The organism is Staphylococcus ratti, assembly GCF_020883535.1.
Classification (GTDB): Bacteria; Bacillota; Bacilli; order Staphylococcales; family Staphylococcaceae; genus Staphylococcus; species Staphylococcus ratti.
Window position 1 is genome coordinate 61320 of record NZ_CP086654.1, and the last position, 20079, is coordinate 81398.

Below are 20079 nucleotides of genomic sequence, written 5' to 3' on the forward strand. Positions count from 1 at the left end.
ATGATGGGGCAAATCGAACAACGTGTGAAAACACGAATTATGCAACAATTAATCACGTCGATGATTTATGAAGACATTGTTAAATATCAAATGTCGAATAAGGACAGTAATATTCAACATGTTGAAATACAAGGTGACCGTGCAACGTACCGCTTCGATGTGAACGTGACACGCAGTTTTGATCGCTTATTACTCGTTTCTCCTGTGATGAAAGTCCATCATAACGGAGATGAAGGAGCAACAACAGACTATGCAGGGTTATTGAGAGACGTCCATTACACGTTTGATAAAGACCCGAAAAAAGTAGAAGCCTTTATTTGTGAACTGATTCAAACGGAGTTGAAAGATCGTCAAGCATTGACGCATAAATATGAAGCTAAAGCAGCGGTGCCTAGCGATTTTAATGCGCTTGAATCTTACGCAATGGAAGGACATACGTACCATCCAAGCTATAAGTCTCGTCTCGGTTTCACACTTGCAGACAATTTGAAATATGGCCCAGATTTTAAGCCAAGCATTCACTTAAAATGGGTCGCTGTACCGAAAGATAAAGTGCAACAAACGATTTCAAAAACGGTTGATCCTACGACGCTGTTACATCAACAACTCGGTGCATCGACGATTGAAAAATTTGAGAAAACGTTGCGCCGTCATGTAGATGACATCTCAGCTTATGCGTGGCTTCCAGTACACCCGTGGCAATTTGACCATGTCATCGCCAACGACTTAGCCGAAGAATGGTTAAATGGTGAGTTGATACTTCTCGGAGAATCACAGGAAGCATATGTGCCGCAACAGTCGATACGTACGTTGTCGCCTGTTGAGAAAGATAAATATTACATTAAAGTCCCGCTTAGTATTACGAATACATCAACGAAACGCGTACTTGCGCCACATACAATTGAAAATGCTGCACAAATTACAGATTGGTTGAAACGTATTCAAGCAGATGATCGTTATTTACGCGATGATTTGCGCACGGTTTTCTTAGGTGAAGTTCTTGGTATGTCATATATAAATCATCATTTATCTTCAGACAAGAGAACAGCAACCTATGGCGCGTTAGGTGCGATATGGCGCGAGAATTTATATCATTATTTAGAAGCTAATGAAGAAGCCATTCCATTTAATGCCCTTTACAGTAAAGATATAAATGACATGCCAATTATTAATCAGTGGATTGAACAGTATGGTTTAGAAACATGGATGGCACAATTTATAAAAGTTGCAGTACGTCCATTGATTCACATGCTTTACTACCATGGAATTGCGTTAGAATCTCATGCGCAAAATATGATGTTAATCCATGAAAATGGATGGCCGACACGTGTTGCGATTAAAGACTTTCATGACGGTGTACGATTTAAGCGTGACTTGCTTAGTGATATCGCTAAAGATCCAAAACTTCAAGATACACCAATTGAACATCAACGTATTAATCGTAATTCATTTATTGAGACAGATGATGTCGCGCTTGTAAGAGATTTTGTTTTAGATGCCTTTTTCTTTATTAACATTGCACAAATGATTCTCTTTATGAAAGAAAGTTATCATCTATCTGAAACAGAGCAGTGGCAGTACGTTTATGATTGCATTCAAGATTACCTTGAAACTTTTTCAGACTTACCACTTAAAACAACCTTTGATTTATTTGAACGTACCATTCAAGTAGAAAAATTAACGACACGTCGATTACAAGAAGATACGGAATTACGTATTCATCATGTGTCGAACCCGCTAGGAGTGATTCATCATGATAGCGTTATCTCTTAAAGAGAAATTACAACAAAATCAAGTTGTCTACGGATTATTTAATTCCATTCCTAATCCGCTCGTTATTGAAATGATAGCAGCGAGTGGCTATGATTTTGTCATTATTGACGCTGAACATACAGCGATTAATGATGAAACGATTGAACACCTCATACGTGCTGCAGAAACAGCGGGGATTACACCTATTGTACGTGTATCACAAGCGATCGAGCGCGATATTATAAAGGTGTTAGATATGGGGGCACGTGGAATTATCGTCCCACATGTCGAAAGTAAAGCGCGCGCAGAAGAAATTGTGAGATTAAGTCGTTATTACCCTGAAGGTATGCGTAGTTTGAACGGCGGACGTATGCCAAAATTTGGTGAAACGCCACTAACGACTTATATGGTGGAGGCGAACGAGAGTATTGTCGTCATCGCCATGATTGAAAGCCAACAAGGCTTAGACGCATTAGAGGAGATTGCACAAGTGGACGGTATCGACATGATTATTGAAGGCGCTGCGGACTTATCACAATCTTTTGGCATACCATGGCAAACAACGAGCGATGTGGTAGAACAAGCGACACAACGTATGTTTGACATCACTCAACGTCATCATAAAGGGTTTATCGCATTACCACGAGAAAAAGCGCAACATGTCGCATGGCAAGGTAAAGGTGTGCAAGCATTTGTTTTAGGTGATGATCGGGGTAAATTTTATCGTCATTTAAAACAAGAACTCGCATCATTTAAAGGAGGCGAACGCGCATGAAGCCATCACGTACGCATGTCATCGAGCAACAAAATCATACATTACAAAAGCGTGAGGAAATTTATGCATCGCTACGTCAAATGAAGACAGAAGGCACACCGATTTGTCATTACATTTACGACCTTGATGCGATGCAACAACATGTCGCACGTATCGTGAAATCATTACCGAACAATTGCGATATGTATTATGCCATGAAAGCCAACAGCGAATCACGCATTTTAGAAGCAATGGCATCGCATGTTGTGGGGTTCGAAGTGGCTTCTATGGGTGAAATTGATAAAGGATGTGCACATTTGCCGGCACAGCGCATTATTTTTGGTGGGCCAGGTAAGACAGACGAAGAACTTGATCACGCGATTGAAAAAGGAATAGAACGTATACATGTTGAAAGTATTCACGAATTAGAGCGTTTGAATGCACGTTTAGAACACCATGAAACAACGATGCCTATCTTGTTACGTGTGAACCTGTCTGGTCCTTTCCCTAATGCGACGTTACACATGGCTGGACGTCCGACGCAATTTGGTATTTCAGAAAATGAAATCGATGAGGCGATCCAACGTGCATTACATTTAAAACACGTTCAATTACAAGGTTTTCATTTTCATTCCATTTCTAATAATTTAGACGCTGAGTTACATGTCAACGTGATGCGCTTGTATTTTGAAAAAGCGAAACAATGGGCAAAAACGTATGATTTTCCATTGAAACATTTAAACGTCGGCGGTGGCATTGGCGTGAACTACAAAGATTTAGACGCACAGTTCGATTGGCAGACGTTTGTTGAAGGTTTGCACAGAGTAATAGATGAAGCAGATATGCATCACGTACCTATCAATTTTGAATGTGGCCGTTATTTAACAGCGCATATGGGTTATTATGCGACAGAAGTCATTGACATTAAACAAGTTCATGGTGCCCATTACGCCATTTTAAAAGGGGGAACACAACAATTCCGACTCCCTGTTTCGTGGCAACATAATCATCCGCTTGAAATATGCGAAGTAGAGGCTTTCCAATATGATTTTAAACGTCCTGAATTAAAAAATCGTGCGGTCACATTTGTAGGACAATTGTGTACGCCAAAAGATGTCTTTTCAAAAGAGCGACAAACGCCCCAGATTAGACTAGGTGATATCGTCGTCTTTCAATATGCTGGCGCGTATGGTTGGTCCATTTCGCATCATGATTTCTTGAGTCATCCACACCCAACATTTGTCTACTTATCTGATACAAAGGAGGACAATTATGAAACACATGTATAAAGACTTAAAACTCATTCCAGTCGACCAAATTGATTTACATGAGAAGTACGAACCATGTCGACTGGAAAAAACAAAAATGAGTATCGAAGCAGATCAGTTTATACGACATCCTATTTTGGCAACGTTAACGCAAACAGGCAGATATATGGTAATTGATGGTGTACATCGTTTTACTAGCTTAAAGGCACTTGGGTGTAAAGTTGTACCGGTTCAAGTCATCAGTGAAACGCAATATTCTATTAGTACGTGGAATCATAAAGTGCCATTTGGAACATGGTGGACAGAGCTACAACAAGATGGCTCACTCCCTTGGACGACTGAAATGCGCTCAGAGCGACCATTTATTACAATGTGTAAAGGACAAGACGAACAGTACCTTTATCTCGCAGATCTTGGCAATAAGAAGTTAGAAGCTTGGGCTAAAGTTGTCGGCAGTTATAGTGATGCTTGTGCAGTTGAACGTGTTACAAATTGTGACGGTTATTGTCACGATACGTCATACATCATGATGAAATACCAGCCGTTAGACATTAAAGAGATAGAAGCTGTCGTTGAGAGAAGCGAAACCGTCCCAGCAGGGGTGACACGCTTTAATGTCTCAGGCCGATGTTTAAACCTTCAAGTTCCATTAGAAATTTTGAAAAACGGTCATAACCGAAGTATGAATATGGCGTGGTATCAATTTTTGAAAGACAAAATGGCCAACACACGTTGTTACACAGAAAAAGTTTATCTAGTAGAACAATAATACGACGTTGTGTATGCGTCTAAAATATTAAGATGAACGGTAAAGTAATACTATGGAAATAGTGTACTTTACCGTTTTGTATTGTGTGAAGTGCTTTAGATATAAACAATTCGACAATCCTCAAAATAAAAATCAACAAGATGTTACTCCATATTTTGCGGCATCAGTTCTAATCGTAGTCATGGACATATGGGGGATTACTATGTTGGTTAGGAATTCTAGCTACCGTTTTCGCTAAAGATATGTATATATATAGTAAAAAATGCGCTAGAAAAATAAGCGCGTCAAATCATGGTTATTTGTAAAAAATAGAAAAAGCTATTACAAGAACAACTATAATATCAAAAAGGTCAAAACCTTCATGATTAGAAGAAAGTAAGATGTTTCTGACCACATAGTTGTTTTTTGTTATAGTGCTTTCTTTTAATTTTTTAGATAAAAATATATAAGCGTGTTTACAAAAAAGGTAAATGAAAGTGGTTACTACTAAAATGAATAAAAATTTAATCATAATACCCTCACCCTCTAGTTTATATATGAATTTGACAAAAAATATCGATTTTATATCAGATCCAAAAATACAAAAAAGTTAAAAATTTTAAAACAACTTATGAAATTAAATAAGATTCACTTAGAACATCCCTATTCTGTTACAAAGTTAATTTTGTAGTCCAATTTTAACAAAAAGGGCATTTTGTATGAACTATTTTAAATATAAACAATTCGATAAAGATGGCATAACTATACCTTTGGTCTACCATTTAAGATACATATTGAGTTATTGTGATGTATTTGAATATTAAGAGAACCTGGCGTGAACGTTTATCATTCTACTATCTATCGGTGGGTACAAGAATATGCACCTATTTTGTATCGACTTTGGACTAAAATCGAAAAAAGTCTATAGAAACCTTGTGATTCAGTATAAAAACAATTAATATATAAACGTATAAAATAATAATTAATTGCCCAACTTTTATACACAATACATAAAAAAGGTGATCGAAAACATGAACAAATGGACAAAGACAGCAACAACGCTTTTAGCTTTAGGTGTAATGACTTCAACTGTACCTACAGACACATTTGCAGGAGCGACACAAGCGCCAACGCAACATACGCAAACGCAAGAGGATGCAAAATATGTTAAACAACTCGGTGAACAAAATATTACGAGTGTATCGTGGTACCAAAATTCTGCAGAGGCAAAAGCACTTTATGCGCAAGGTTATAACAGTGCCAAAGAAGCCTTAAGCAAAAAGATTAAACAACATAAAGGTGGTAAAAAATTAGCCATCGTTTTAGATATTGATGAGACAGTACTTGATAATTCACCATATCAAGCAGCAAGTGCTTTAAAAGGACAATCTTACCCAACGGGATGGCACGAATGGGTAAAAAGTGCTCAAGCGAAACCGGTCTATGGAGCTAAAGACTTTTTAACGTATGCAGACAAACATAACGTTGAAATTTTCTATGTTTCTGATCGTTCTCATGAAAAAGATTTAAATGCAACGATTAAAAACTTGAAGAAAGAAAAATTGCCACAAGCAGACAAAAAGCATGTGTTATTGAAAAAAGAAAGCGATAAAAGTAAGTCTGAACGTCGTGATAAAGTACGCACAGATTATAATTTGGTGATGTTGTTCGGAGATAATTTACTTGATTTTGATGAGCCTAAAGCGGCAACGCAAAAATCGCGCGAGGAATTAGTAAGACAACATGAAGATGATTTTGGTAGTAAATACATTATTTTCCCAAATCCAATGTACGGTAGTTGGGAAGCAACGTTATACAATAACGATTACGGTATGAGTGCTAAACAAAAAGTTGAGAAACGTAAGCAATCTTTGAAATATTTTGATATGAAGACGAACAAAGTTAAAACATATCAAGGGGAATAAAAATTTAGCATTGCAAGACGCTAAAGGGGGCGGGACAACGAAATCAAATAGATTTCTGTCTCGCATCATAGGTAGAGCGTTGAATATAAAGCGCACAGTAGCTGTCTGGATTGAATCGCGCTTAATAGCTTATTCAATCCTAGTCAGCCTTGTGGGGGCGGGACGACGAAATCAAATAGATTTCTGTCTCGCATCATAGGTAGAGCGTTGAATATAAAGAGCACAGTAGCTGTCTGGATTGAAAATTCGCTTAATAGCTCATTTCAACCCTAGTCAGCCTTGTGGGGGCGGGACAACGAAATCAAATAGATTTCTGTCCCGCACTATAGATAGGACGTTGAATATAAAGCGCACAGTAGCTGTCTGAATTGAAAATTCGCTTAGCAGCTTGTTTCAATCCTAGTCAGCCTTGTGGGGGTGAGACGACGAAATCAAATAGATTTCTGTCTCACTCCCTTTTTTATGACAATGTTTTTGTATCCACTTTTGATATGTTGCCATTTTCGTCGAGTAATGGTGTGATACCGCCGCTTGCTCCTGTCCAATTAGATAAGTACTGAATGCCTGTTTTTTTATCTGTTAATATGTAACAAGATATGCTTTTGTCTTTACCACATTCTTCGACGATAAAGCGATTATTTTGGCTTTTTTTAAACATAACTAGACACCTCCGTGAATTCTTCTACTTGAGCGTACCACATATTAGCATTTTCTCTAAAGGTACTAGGGGTTTCGTTTTATATTTAATGTGTATTGTATTAAACTGTCTTTAATATAATAGAGATACAGTAGTCGAGTTTAGGGCTATGCTGATTAGCGCTAAAGTATTACTTAACTCTCTCTTTTGTACGAAGCAACCGCGACAGTTGATGACGTTTCTAAATAAAGGAGAAGATATTATGAAATTAGGAATTATTGGTGTAGGTAAAGTTGGTAGTCAGCTTTTGACAGATGTACAATATACCAATTTATTTTCACAGATTGTAGTGATTGATTCAAACAGAGAACGCGCGTATGGAGAAGTTTTAGATCATCGTCATGCCCAAGGATTAAAATCGACAAATCATATTGATATTGTGAGCGGCGATTATGATGATTTAAAAGATGCAGATGTCGTAGTTGTCACAGCAAGTGTACCTATGGATGCTGAAATATCAGATAGAACTACATTAACTAAAGGCAATATCGCTATTGTTGAAAATATTATGAATCGTATTTATCAAGTGACCACGCAACCATTAATCATCTTTATTTCGAATCCGGTAGATGCGATGACGTACATTGCGACACAAACGAATGATTATCCGAACAAAAAAATTATGGGAACAGGAACTTTGTTAGAAAGTGCACGTTTTCGAACGTTAATTGCGGATCATTATGATATTGATCCGAAAAACGTTGAAGGTTTTGTAATTGGAGAGCATGGTAAAAATGCGGTGCCAGTGTGGAGTAAGGTCACTATATCTGGAATGACGCTTGATGAGTTTGAACAATTGTCCGATCAACCGAGCATAGATAAAACAACGATAAGTCAACAGATTGTTAAAGTTGCTTTTGATGTATTAAAAAGCAAAGGGTGGACGAACACTGCGATTTCTAAAACGACGATTGAACTGATTAAAAGTTTAGTATTAAATGAAAAATCCATTTTACCGATAACGTCTTTATATGCGCATCAACAAGTTGCTATAAGCTTACCGACACGTATCAGCAGTCAGGGCATTGAACACGTTTTTGATATTTCATTAGATGACAATGAACGTCAACAATTTGAAGCGGCGCAAAGTTATATTAAAGCTACAATTGATATTAAAAACCAACGATAGTGCACGAACACAGTTTTGAATAACTACTATCAACAATCAACATTGTTTCATACTTTGTTGGTTGTTTTTTCATGCTTGCAACATCCAAGTTAAATTTAGAATTTGTTATAATCCAAAGTATTGTTGAATTGTTTACGGTCCAAAGTTCAAGATTTATTAACAATGCTTTGACAGTTATGTTAACATCTCTTTTTTTATTTGAATAACTATATATAGTGTTTTAAATTGATAATAGATACTATATATAGAAAGGGATGACATGATGAAACAACTTGAAGTCGCTTTACAAGGTCTGATTACTAAAGATCCTACGGTAGTTAATGAGAATGCCAATAAAGATAGTAATACATTTTCAACGATGCGTGATTTGACAGCAGGTGTCGTATCAAAAACCTATGCTTTACAACATTTGTTACCCCGACGCGTGGCAGAAGCACATAAAAATGGAGATATTCACTTTCACGATTTAGATTATCACCCGTTTCAGCCATTAACCAATTGTTGCTTAATTGATGCAGACTCGATGTTACAACATGGGTTTGAGATTGGAAATGCGAATGTCACTTCTCCGAAATCTATTCAAACCGCAACGGCGCAACTCGTACAAATTATCGCGAATGTTTCAAGCAGTCAGTATGGCGGTTGTACGGTTGACCGTGTAGATGAATTACTGAGTACATATGCGCGTTACAACGAAGCGCACCATCGTGAAGTGGCAGAACAATTTGTTAAACCAGAAGCGATAGACGATTATGTGGATCAACAAGTCTCAAAAGATGTTTACGATGCGATTGAAAGTTTAGAGTATGAAATTAATACGTTATATACATCGAATGGTCAAACACCATTTGTCACATTAGGATTTGGATTAGGTACAGACGAATTGAGTAGAAAAATTCAACAATCCATTTTGAAAATACGGATTAAAGGGTTGGGCAAAAATAGAATGACTGCGATTTTCCCTAAATTGGTATTTTCAATTAAAAAAGGTGTTAATTTTAGTGAAAGTGACCCTAACTATGATATTAAACAACTTGCTTTAGAATGTTCCACAAAACGGATGTATCCAGATGTTTTAAACTACGAAGCATTGGTTAACATTTTAGGTGATTTTAAAGCGCCAATGGGGTGTCGCTCTTTTCTTCCGGCATGGCAAGATGCAAAAGGCGACTTTGAAAACAACGGCCGTTGTAACTTAGGTGTTGTCACGTTAAATCTTCCACGAATTGCGATTGAATCGAAAGGAAATAAAGTCGCATTTTGGAACGGTTTTCACGAACGTATGGATGTTTTACATGAAGCCTTGTTGTATCGCATTGAGCGTGTGCTTCAGGCCACTCCAGAAAATGCGCCGATTTTATATCAAAGCGGGGCATATAAATATAAATTACAAGAAGGAGAATCGGTAGCCGCATTGTTTCAACACCGTCGAGCAACAATTTCAATGGGCTATATCGGTCTATATGAAGCGGCAACCGTCTTTTATGGTCCGAATTGGGAAACAAACCCTGAAGCTAAAGCTTTTACACTCGATATTTTGAAAGAAATGAAAGACTACCAACTGAAGTGGACTGAGGAAACGGATATTTGGTTTAGTATCTACAGCACCCCAAGTGAATCATTGACCGACCGTTTCTGTCGCTTAGATTATGAACGATTTGGTGCTATTCCAGATGTGACGGACAAAGGCTATTATCAAAATTCGTTCCATTATGATGTAAGAAAAGACGTCACACCTTTTGAAAAAATAGATTTTGAAAAAGCATATCCACAGTATGCGAGCGGTGGATTTATTCATTATTGTGAATATCCTAAGTTGAATCATAATTTAAAGGCACTTGAAGCGGTATGGGATTATGCTTACGACAAAGTAGGTTATTTAGGAACGAATATTCCAATTGACCGCTGCTATGACTGTGGATATGAAGGAGATTTTGAAACGACAGAAACAGGCTATACTTGCCCACATTGTGGTAACCAAGATCCTAAAACGATCGATGTAGTAAAACGAACATGCGGTTATTTAGGTAATCCTGTTCAACGCCCTGTAATTGAAGGACGTCAAAAAGAAATTTGTGCACGTGTAAAACATATGAAGGAACCGAAATAGTATGAGCGCCTTAAATATCGTTGAAGGACGCGGTTATATCGCCAAAATAGAACAACATAGTTTTGTCGATGGGGAAGGCGTGCGCGTGAGTTTATATGTTTCAGGTTGCCCTTTTCAATGCCAAGGTTGCTACAATGTCGCAGCACAAAACTTCACGTATGGCGAACCTTTTTCCGAAACATTACTTGAAGAAATTTTGGCTTCATGTGAACCGAATTATATTACGGGATTAAGCATACTAGGCGGCGAACCGTTTTGTAATGTAGATATTACGTTGAAAGTCGCACAAGCGTTTCGTCAAAAATTTGGACAACGTAAAACTTTATGGGTGTGGACGGGTTTTTTATTTGAATATTTAAGTCGCACGACAAACAAACGTTTTCAATTACTTTCTTTAATTGATGTGCTTATAGACGGCCCATTTATACAAGCATTATATCAACCCAACTTGCCGTATAAAGGCTCATTAAATCAACGTGTGATCGACGTCCAAGCCTCACTCAATGAAGGAAAACCTGTCACGTATATCGCCTAATATAAAAGCGATTTGGAAATCAAGATAGAATGATAAATCGATCAACGATGCGACTGGCGTATAGCTTAGTAGTATAAGAATAAGAAGGTAGGATAGTATCGAGTTCAAATAATAAAAAAAGCCTCGTGAAAACGTCACAGACGATTCACGAGGCCATTTTATTTAATCAATCACAGGATATGAACTTATTTCAATGTAATGCTTAAGTACAATTATGACTTAGCTTTGTCTTGATTGTGTTTTTTTCTTCTGAGTAAGAAAAGTGCACCGAGTCCAGCGATGAATGATCCAGCGAGACCGCTGTTCATTGTTTCGCTACCTGTTTCAGGTAATGTCGCTTTTGCAGGTGAGTGATGCGCTTTACCTGATTGTGGCATTGTTTTTGATGCCACAGGTTTCTGTGACTGAGACTTACTAGGCGTTGAACTAGGTGTTGGTTTTGGTTCCGGCTTTGGTTGTGGTGTCGGACCAGGTGTTGGCTCAGGTTTTGGTTCTGGCGTTGGTTTTGGCGCTGGTCCAGGAGTCGGCTCAGCCGTTGGTTTATAGAACCCAGAATCAACAGAGAAGTCATCGCTATTATTAATTGTTACTTTTGTAGATAAGCCGTCAGAATCAAGGTGGTCATTGCCCACATTTGATTGAGTAGGCTCGTAACCTTGAGGTTGAGTGAAAGTGATTGTGTATTCACCATTTTCAAGACCTTTAAAAACGTACTTACCAGAAGCGTCCGTAGTCGTTGTTACAGTAGAACCGTCTGGCTTCGTTAAAGTAACAGTAACACCAGGGATACCTGTTTCGTTAGCGTTTTGGATACCATCTTTGTTTGCGTCGTTCCAAACGTAATCGCCGATTTCATATTTTGCAGGCACAGGTTTTGGTTCTGGCGTTGGCTTGAAGAACCCAGAGTCAACAGTAAGGTTATCACTATTGTCGATCGTTACTTTTGTAGATAAGCCGTCAGAATCAAGATGGTCATCTCCTACATTTGATTGAGTAGGTTCATAACCTTGAGGTTGAGTGAAAGTGATTGTGTATTCACCGTTTTCAAGACCTTCGAAGACGTACTTACCAGAAGCGTCCGTAGTCGTTGTTACAGTAGAACCATCTGGTTTTGTTAAAGTAACAGTCACGCCAGGGATACCTACTTCGTTAGAGTTTTGGATACCGTCTTTGTTAGAGTCGTTCCAAACGTAGTCACCTAATTTGTAAGTCGCAGGTGTAGGTTTTGGTTCTGGCGTTGGTTTGAAGAACCCAGAGTCAACAGTAAGGTTATCACTATTCTCGATCGTTACTTTTGCAGACAAGCCGTCAGAATCAAGATGGTCATCACCCACATTTGATTGAGTAGGTTCATAACCTTTAGGTTGAGAGAAAGTCACCGTGTAGTCACCGTTTTCAAGACCTTCGAAGACGTACTTACCAGAAGCATCCGTAGTCGTTGTTACAGTAGAACCATCTGGTTTCGTTAAAGTAACCGTAACGCCAGGGATACCCATTTCGTTAGAATTTTGGATACCGTCTTTGTTAGAGTCGTTCCAAACGTAGTCACCTAATTTGTAAGTCGCAGGTGCAGGTTTTGGTTCTGGAGCTGGTTGGTAGAACCCAGAGTCAATAGTGAAATTGTCAGCATCGTTAATTGTAACTTCTTTAACTTGTCCGTCAGAATCAACAGATGTGTCACTTCCAGCATTTACGATTGTTGGAAGATAACCTTCAGGTGCTGTGAATTCAACAGTATATTTACCGTTAGATAAATTATCGAATAAGTAATTTCCGTATTGATCCGTAACGCCAGTTCTAACAACTTCTCCATTACTATCTTTTAATGTGACAACGACATTTGAAAGCGGTGTTTCACCTACATCTTGAATACCGTTATGATTAGAATCGTTCCAAACGTAATCACCTAAACTATATGTTTTATCAGTGCCATCTCCAGAGCCAGAGCTTTTTTTAACTATAAAACCGTTGTCGAAGTAAAAGCTTGATGAAGCGCCACACGTATCGGTTGCTGCTAATTTTACTCTTGTTGACAACTCAGTGCTGTATGTAGGATCAAATTCAGAATCCATTACAACTACAAAAGGTGTATTGATTGCACCAAAGTTCACTTCTAAATTACCGTTAGAATTTGTGTATATGCTACCATTTCTATAAAAATCTGGAGCTAAATCTTTATAGCCTTCTGGGTTGAAGTAGTAGCTGTCTGTTAAATAACTTGGATCTGAAACTTGATAAATATGCAATTTAGAAATGTCATAATTGATGATTGCATTACTTTCTTGCTTATTTTTACCTAGTACTAAATACGCACTACTTAAGCTTGCGTTTTTAGGGTTAACGTAAATGGTTTCAGTAAACTTATTCGTTTTTTTAGTACCATCTACACTTGTAATCATAGAATCAACAGATGCTGGATATGCCCCGTGGTCATGTCTATCATACGCGTAAGTAATAGATGTTGTATATTTTTCTCCAGCTAAATCATATGTTAAGTCGTATATTCCAGAATTTTGAGCTGTTTTACGATCAGCAAACTGCGTTAAATCAAATTGGCCTGAAATATTTTCTTTATTGTTAACCCAATCAGTAAAAGTATAAGTAAGTGTCTTAGACTGGGTATCGTATACACCATTAGCAATAACGAAACCTGATGGCGAATATAAATTTATAGGTACTTGATTATTGCTTGCAGAAAAATCTGATTCCCCGTTAAGTGTTGAATATTTTGGCATGCGAAGTGTGAAATAGTCTCCACCATGAATTTTGCCGTTAACTGTATAATGAGCAGTTAAACGGAAGTTACCACTCGCATTAGGGTCAATTTGTGTTTCAGAAGTATTTGGATTCTTGATTGTTACTAAATTGTTGACGTTAGAACCTGTTGCATCAGCTGATCTTGTAGGTGTAGCTGTCGTAGATCTTACACTAGCTGAACGTAATGCTGGTGCTTTTTGAGCTGTTTTAGCAATTGTATCTGTATCCTTATCATTTGAAGGTGTTTTTGTTAAATCAGTTGCACTTGGGCTAGAAACAGTTGTAGTCGGAAGTTTTTGAGCTGAGTCAACATTAACAGGTTGTACATCATTTTCAGCTTGAGTTTTTGATGTAGTTGTTGCACTAGAAGCAGACGTATCCGAAGCCTTTACAGGAGCTGAAGAGGCCTCTGGTTTGACTGTTTTTGTTGTGCTTTGTGGAACAGCTTCAGAATCAGTTTTAGTTGTTTGAGCTGAAGGTTCTGTAGTAGTGCTAGACTCTGTAGATGACGCTTTAGTAGCTTCTTTCTCAGTAGTACTATCAACATTGTCGTTTGATTTTGCTGTTTTAGTAGTTGCTTCATTTACAGGAGAGGAACTAGCCTCAGTAGAAGGTGTTGATGCTTTTTCAGCTGCTTGCTGATTCGCATTTGAGTCAGTGGTCTTAGTGAGTGCCTCTGAATCATTAGTTGTTTTTGATGTTGTTACGTCTGTTAAAGTGGCTGAAGTATTTTCAGCAGCTTTGGCTTCATCGTGAGTGCCGAGTAATAAAAGTGAGCCTAAAAGAATAGACGCAGTACCTACAGTAAATTTACGAATAGAGTACTTATTTTGTCTATTCGGAAGAAAAGCATATTTCTTCATGGTATTCCTCCAATTGTTTACATAAAATTTTGTAGTTACTCAGTTGTTTATGCGTGTGACAGAATGTATACAATAAGTATCGCACTACTTTTTGACACGGAATATAATTTCATAATAAAACAGATGAGTAACGCATAGGTCAGTATAGCAGAATGTTGGAGGAACTCAATAGATTTTAAATTTTTACTTTGCTTAAATAATTATTGAATTTTTTTAATAAACAAAACTGGCATAAATACTGATTTTTTTGATTATATATTCAAATTTATACGCAATAAAAATAAGGCATTTGCACTATGAAAATTAATGAAAACACAAATGTTGTGCGCTTTTGAATAGCTATAGTAATTGAAAATTTTGGATAGAAAAAAGCAAAATAAACATTTTAAAAAGTGTAAAATTAAAAAGCAAAAACATGAAATGGAAATGATAAAATAGATTTACTAATGTAAAAGTATATATAGTGATTATCAATAACTTTGATGTGCTGTAAAGGAAAAGAGAGGCCTAAAGTTGAAAGAAACGAATCGAATAACAGTATTATTGTTAAAAGCATTAAGGTGTAATTTTACGAACCCAAAAAAGAAGAGATTAAATAAGCTTTGAAAGAAACGTTATGTGAAAGCAAGTTTTAGAGAGAAAATAATTTAGATCTTTGCACAATAAGCCAAATTTAAAGCACTACCAAAATAGAGAGGCTTATGTCCTAATAATTCCGCAGAAAACCAATTAACGAATAACGATTACAATGTTAAATAACTGAGAAACAGATACGATATTCCTACGGTTAAAGTCTCTAAATTAACATTAAAAGGAATAGGCAATCTCAAAGTTGCGCTAATACAATGGCACAAATAAAAGTAAATTACTTTTAAATCACCAGTATTGGCAGACGTCAATTGCTTTTCCTGGGAAATAATGTACTATAAAAAGTTTTATAGTATCAATACATGGAATTATAAAGAGTTTGGGTGGTATGCATCATTTTATCAAGTTAGTTTAAAAGTAAGGGAGCTGTTAAATATGGAAGTAGGTAAACAAATCAAATACTACAGAAAAGCACATGATTTATCTCAAACTGCATTAGCAGATAAAGTCTATGTTTCTAGCCAAACAATTTCTAATTGGGAAAACGAAAGAAGCTATCCAGATTTAGAAAGTTTAATTAGTCTTACTGAATTATTTAACATTTCCCTTGATCAACTTGTTAAAGGAGATGTAGAAGTAATGAAAAATACGTTAGACAGAAATAACATGGATGAATACGGAAAACGTATGGTAATTTTCATGTTGTTATTTGCAGTGTCTGAAGGTGCAGCATTGAGTTTAAGCGATGGGTGGTTCGGTTTATTATTGCCTTTTGTGTTTTGGATAATAGGGATGCGCTATGCAATGAAGATAGAATATTTAAAGAAAAAATATGATGTAAAAACATATAAAGAAATAGTAGACTATCTAGAGAATAATAATACAACCCCGAAGGCGCCAAGAAATAAAACAAAGTATATTTTTGAAACAATTTTTATTGTAACAGGATTCATAGTTTCTGCAGTCATAATTATGCTATTAAGCATGTGGTTATTTGGATGGCTATAACACTTATATAGTAGAAAAAAGAACGAGATAGAATTCAGAGATTCTATCTCGTTCTTTTACTTTGGTGGCTAAACTAGTTATTTCGTTTAGCCGCTATAAAGTGTCTTTTAAATAATATTTATGCGTGAAGAATAATTGAATTATAAGAAATCCTGCATTAATAGACCAATATAACCCTAATGCGGATGCAGAGGTAAGTGAAACACACACGATAATTATAGGAGATATAATGGCCATACCATAGCTAATAGAGCTTGCGTTTTAGGAAGGCTTTTTATGGTGATTAATGGCTGAATAATGTACAAGCAACCTGCAATGAGAGTGATAATGATATCAGGATGAATTAAATTAAACCACAGAAAATCAGCGTGTGCTGTTAGTCCGCCACTTGATGGCCATTTTAGTGCAGCATATAGGCCGAATAAAATAGGCATTTGTACGAATAAAGGGAGACAACCGAGTATGGATTGTATAGGATTGATATGGTTGTCTTTATATAATTTCATTAGGGCTTTGTTGGCCTTATTTTTTTCTTCTTGCGTTTTGGCTTGAATAAGTGCCGTTTTTAATTGGGTGATTTCTGGTTTTATCAGATTCATTTTGGTACGTAATTGATGACCGTTTTTTGATTGCATAAGCATAAATGGCAGCATAACCAGTCTCACGATGAACACGATTGTTATTATAGCTAAACCATAATTATTATTAAAAGTTGTAGCTATCAAGTGTAAAAGGGTGTCCATCGGAGCAGAGAATTGATGATATAAGCTATTCTCACGATGATCGCCGGAATAATTACAACCTGATAATAGAATCAGGCTAAAGAGCGATAAAACTGAGATACTTTTGTATGTTTTCAATACGTTATCCCCCTTTGATTATAAATATTGAGTAATTTATGCTTTATCGGTTCAAACCCATTTAAGGATGTAAAGTGCGCATTTTCTAAAACGGTTGTCAGTAGAGTTTTGAGCATATTTTCATAGTTTGCGGGCAATTTTTCTCCTAGGGGCAATGTCTCAATCCATGCATCAATATGCGTAAAAAAATCGTCTTTTTGAAAAATAAAATGTTTCACTAAATACTCGAAACAGTCACAATATTTATTAAGATAAGTTTCAGCTTTTTGATCATCTTTCTTCGCATAATATAGCGCAAATTGAAAATAGCAATTAATGCTTACATAAGGATATAAATCATCAACATTTAATGCTTGGTTCAAATGGTAAAATTTTAATTCAAGAGTTTCTATTGGCGTAGTATATAATTCATGTGTAAGCATTAAAGAAAAGTCGTACATCAAAATCATTAATGATTGATACATGTCTGTATGAAGCACGTTTTTAGCTTTTAAATGGTTTCCTTGTTGTAAATAAGCGCGTGTTAATAAAGCGTGTTCACCGAGTTTTAAATCAAAATCAGGAGTGGCATTTATAACGGATTCAAAGTCACCTTCAAAAGCATATAGCATTGTTTTATACACTTGAGCATGTTTTTTTAAGTAGACATCATCACAATTGTCTTCTGTTGTTTTAATAATTGATCGTGCTAAGGAAAGTGTTTCTTTAAAAAGTATTTCATCATCGCAGTACAATATATTATTCGCTAAAACACCTAATAATGAATTAAGGAATTTGAATTCATTTGCATGGTCAATGTAATGGGCTTTTACTGATAATAAATAAGCTTTATAACTAGTTTGTGGAATCATTTGTGTCAATTTTAAAGAGATTTTTCTTATATCTGCGTTGTTCAATGTCTTTTTATAGTTTAATAATTCATCTACTGTGATATTAAAAATTTTAGCTAGCTTAGGAAGCAAAGTAATATCAGGGTAAAGTATGCCATTTTCCCATTTAGATATAGTTGTTTTTGTAATATTAAGATGTTCAGCTAAATTGTCTTGGGTCATGCCACATCTTAAACGTTCTCTTTTTATCGTTTGATTAATTTGTATCATTAGTAGCACCTCTCAGTTCATATGTTACTAGAATTGTGAAACGAAATGTATTTCTCATATAGCATCTTTTGGAAACAATGTTGCTAATTTAGCAATAATGCGAATGATACCGTTTTACATCTATGTAATTCATCAAAATATTAACATTACATTTAAATCTATCCTTATGTTTTGTTCTAGGAATTATATTAAATTACGTCTATAATATGAGTGAGTTATTTTTAGAAAGGTGAAGGCTATGAAAAAGGTGAGAGGTCATCAATGGAAGCATACTAATCAATTAAGACATGTTTTTAAGACATCAAGTGCACTACTGCTTATTACGATGGGCTTAATCGGAAGTCAATGTGCACCAATGGCTACAGCTCAAGAGGTGTTTTCTATAGGTAAACAACCGTCTCTTGAAACATATATTCAAAAAAGTCAGGCAGAAGTTAAAAAAGTAAAAGAGATGAACATAAAGCAAAAAGCAAAGTTAAATGCGAATATTGGCCAGTCTAAAAGTGTCGAAGAGATTAATCATATTTTAAAAGAAGCGCACGTAGCTATGCCGAGTTTGTCTCACGAAGCGGTAGATTTGCATCGTCAACGTGAAGATGTGCGTAGAGAGACTGAAAAGATAGAACAAAATATTGCGCAATGTGTCGCAGAAATCACTAAATCAACGAATAAAGTTGATAGGGGTGAACTAAATAATCTCAATGATGATGTTGCTGTATCAACGCGAAAATTAGTGGATGAATTAAACCGGAAAGCACCTCAAGCAAGTGAGATAAGAAATGCATTGCATGTTATTTTAACAGAGCCTGTCGAAATGTCTGCTCCTTCAGATCATTATGTATCTACAAAAAGGGCACATTTAGAACAGTTTGAAGAAAAGTTAGCGACAGAAGCAAAGATGTCTCCTGAACAAAAATCTTTATTAAAAAAAGAGATTCACGTATTAAAGGCACAATTAAACAACAAAAATAACCTTGTCTTGAATCGTTTAAATGATACGGATGATAAATCCCAAGCTGTGAAAGATCTGCTGGATAGTATGATGAATGGGCAACAAGCTAAAGCGATTTTGAGCCGTATACAAATAGATGGAAAGACGAATGTGCAAATTGCAAATCAAGTCGTCGGACAATTAGACAGTCTAACTGTACTTTCAAGTGATGATTTGTTGCGGTCAATGATGGCGCATGCGGAAGAACGTAAAGCATTAATTGAAGCATTACTGTCAACGCAATTTGATAGTAATAAAGCAACTAAGATCGCAAATCAAATCTTACATGATCATCCGACGAATGTCCAAGTGGTACAACGGTTAAAAACACAATATGGTAAGAACGTTACGGGAGATATGATTTTAGAAAATGTTTTAGACCAAGCAGATGATAAGCAACAAGCCATTCAGACGATTTTAGCGTCAAAGTTTAGTGAAGATAAAGCGCGCATACTTGCTGAGCGTATTGTTGATCAAGCACATACTAAGTCGGACTTAATGCGCTTATTGAGATCTAATCCAGACGCATTATTAGATAAAATGCTAAAAGTAGATAATGAAGCCCACCGACTTAAAACCAAATTACAAACCATTTTACAACCGTTAGAGGACCTTAAGATTCGCAAGTCAGACTACCGGTTACTCAGAGGGCAGTCTGACTTGTGGGATGCTTTAGGCGGATTTTCCAAATTTTCAACAGGAAAAAGTATTTTAGATGATATTCCGGATATTCCAAATCCAATTCAAGGGCGCGCATTATCGTTAGTTAAGCCGTCTGATGGATTCCTAAGTGGTTTGTTTGATCATGAAGGGAACCTTGATTTACCTGCAACGGGACAGATGGTCAAAAAATCTGTGCTTCCTGTAAGTATCGTATTAATTATTTTTGGTAGTGCTTTCATTGTGCGGGCTATACGTCGGAAGTCTAAAAAATCTTAATACAATATGAGCTGAAAAAGCGCCATTGAATCACGTTAATTCAATGGCGCTATTT

At 36.4% G+C, this 20079-nt stretch carries 14 protein-coding genes and 2 pseudogenes; 12 read left to right on the forward strand and 4 right to left on the reverse strand.

Going from position 1 to position 20079, the window contains the following annotated elements; genetic code table 11:
* From sbnF to LN051_RS00280, 6 genes and pseudogenes are all read left to right on the forward strand, one after another.
* Entirely contained in the window at nucleotides 1-1773 is a 1773-nt protein-coding gene (gene sbnF, locus LN051_RS00255; RefSeq protein WP_229292646.1) for a staphyloferrin B biosynthesis protein SbnF, read from the forward strand.
* On the forward strand, nucleotides 1751-2527 hold the full coding sequence (locus tag LN051_RS00260) for an HpcH/HpaI aldolase family protein (RefSeq protein WP_420853998.1): 777 nt from the start codon (nucleotides 1751-1753) through the stop codon (nucleotides 2525-2527). Before sbnF ends, LN051_RS00260 begins: the two co-directional genes overlap by 23 nt.
* Nucleotides 2528-2607: 80 nt before the next feature.
* Entirely contained in the window at nucleotides 2608-3795 is a 1188-nt protein-coding gene (locus tag LN051_RS00265; protein WP_229293573.1) for a type III PLP-dependent enzyme, read from the forward strand.
* Nucleotides 3779-4543, forward strand: coding sequence for a bifunctional transcriptional regulator/O-phospho-L-serine synthase SbnI (gene sbnI, locus LN051_RS00270; protein WP_229292648.1), 765 nt, complete (start codon nucleotides 3779-3781; stop codon nucleotides 4541-4543). The genes LN051_RS00265 and sbnI overlap by 17 nt, the downstream gene beginning before the upstream one ends.
* Before the next feature lie 698 nt (nucleotides 4544-5241).
* Nucleotides 5242-5441: pseudogene (locus LN051_RS00275) on the forward strand (IS6 family transposase); the annotation flags it as partial.
* A 112-nt stretch (nucleotides 5442-5553) separates the two neighbouring features.
* Nucleotides 5554-6447: a 5'-nucleotidase, lipoprotein e(P4) family gene (locus LN051_RS00280; protein WP_229292649.1), complete on the forward strand. Its 894-nt coding sequence runs from the start codon at nucleotides 5554-5556 to the stop codon at nucleotides 6445-6447.
* Nucleotides 6448-6907: 460 nt separating this feature from the next.
* Here LN051_RS00280 and LN051_RS00285 read toward each other — a convergent pair whose 3' ends face one another.
* A complete protein-coding gene (locus tag LN051_RS00285; RefSeq protein WP_229292650.1) occupies nucleotides 6908-7105 on the reverse strand; it encodes a DUF6440 family protein in 198 nt (65 codons plus the stop codon).
* Between the two features lie 241 nt (nucleotides 7106-7346).
* Here LN051_RS00285 and LN051_RS00290 point away from each other — a divergent pair, with 241 nt between their 5' ends.
* The 3 genes from LN051_RS00290 (at nucleotide 7347) to nrdG (ending at nucleotide 10918) form a co-directional block, all read left to right on the forward strand.
* The gene (locus LN051_RS00290; protein ID WP_229292651.1) at nucleotides 7347-8273 is read left to right on the forward strand and encodes a lactate/malate family dehydrogenase; all 927 of its coding nucleotides are present in this window, start codon (nucleotides 7347-7349) and stop codon (nucleotides 8271-8273) included.
* A gap of 262 nt (nucleotides 8274-8535) precedes the next feature.
* Nucleotides 8536-10383 carry an anaerobic ribonucleoside-triphosphate reductase gene (gene nrdD, locus LN051_RS00295; protein ID WP_229293574.1) on the forward strand — a complete coding sequence of 616 codons (1848 nt, stop codon included), beginning with the start codon at nucleotides 8536-8538 and terminating at the stop codon, nucleotides 10381-10383.
* 1 nt (nucleotide 10384) lies between these two features.
* Entirely contained in the window at nucleotides 10385-10918 is a 534-nt protein-coding gene (gene nrdG / locus LN051_RS00300; protein ID WP_229292652.1) for an anaerobic ribonucleoside-triphosphate reductase activating protein, read from the forward strand.
* Nucleotides 10919-11130: 212 nt separating this feature from the next.
* Here the strand turns inward: nrdG and LN051_RS00305 are convergent, their stop codons facing one another.
* On the reverse strand, nucleotides 11131-14538 hold the full coding sequence (locus tag LN051_RS00305) for an SdrD B-like domain-containing protein (protein WP_229292653.1): 3408 nt from the start codon (nucleotides 14536-14538) through the stop codon (nucleotides 11131-11133).
* A 705-nt stretch (nucleotides 14539-15243) separates the two neighbouring features.
* Here LN051_RS00305 and LN051_RS00310 point away from each other — a divergent pair.
* Nucleotides 15244-15369 (forward strand): annotated as a pseudogene (locus LN051_RS00310) (Csa1 family protein); the annotation flags it as partial.
* Between the two features lie 192 nt (nucleotides 15370-15561).
* Nucleotides 15562-16134, forward strand: a complete 573-nt coding sequence (locus tag LN051_RS00315) for a helix-turn-helix domain-containing protein (RefSeq protein ID WP_229292654.1) — start codon at nucleotides 15562-15564, stop codon at nucleotides 16132-16134.
* Between the two features lie 215 nt (nucleotides 16135-16349).
* Here the strand turns inward: LN051_RS00315 and yidC are convergent, their stop codons facing one another.
* On the reverse strand, nucleotides 16350-16994 hold the full coding sequence (yidC, locus tag LN051_RS00320; protein ID WP_229292655.1) for a membrane protein insertase YidC: 645 nt from the start codon (nucleotides 16992-16994) through the stop codon (nucleotides 16350-16352).
* Nucleotides 16991-18094 carry a helix-turn-helix domain-containing protein gene (locus tag LN051_RS00325; protein ID WP_229292656.1) on the reverse strand — a complete coding sequence of 368 codons (1104 nt, stop codon included), beginning with the start codon at nucleotides 18092-18094 and terminating at the stop codon, nucleotides 16991-16993. Before LN051_RS00325 ends, yidC begins: the two co-directional genes overlap by 4 nt.
* 238 nt (nucleotides 18095-18332) lie before the next feature.
* Here LN051_RS00325 and LN051_RS00330 point away from each other — a divergent pair, with 238 nt between their 5' ends.
* The gene (locus LN051_RS00330) at nucleotides 18333-20024 is read left to right on the forward strand and encodes a hypothetical protein (RefSeq protein WP_229292657.1); all 1692 of its coding nucleotides are present in this window, start codon (nucleotides 18333-18335) and stop codon (nucleotides 20022-20024) included.
* Nucleotides 20025-20079: the final 55 nt, after the last annotated feature.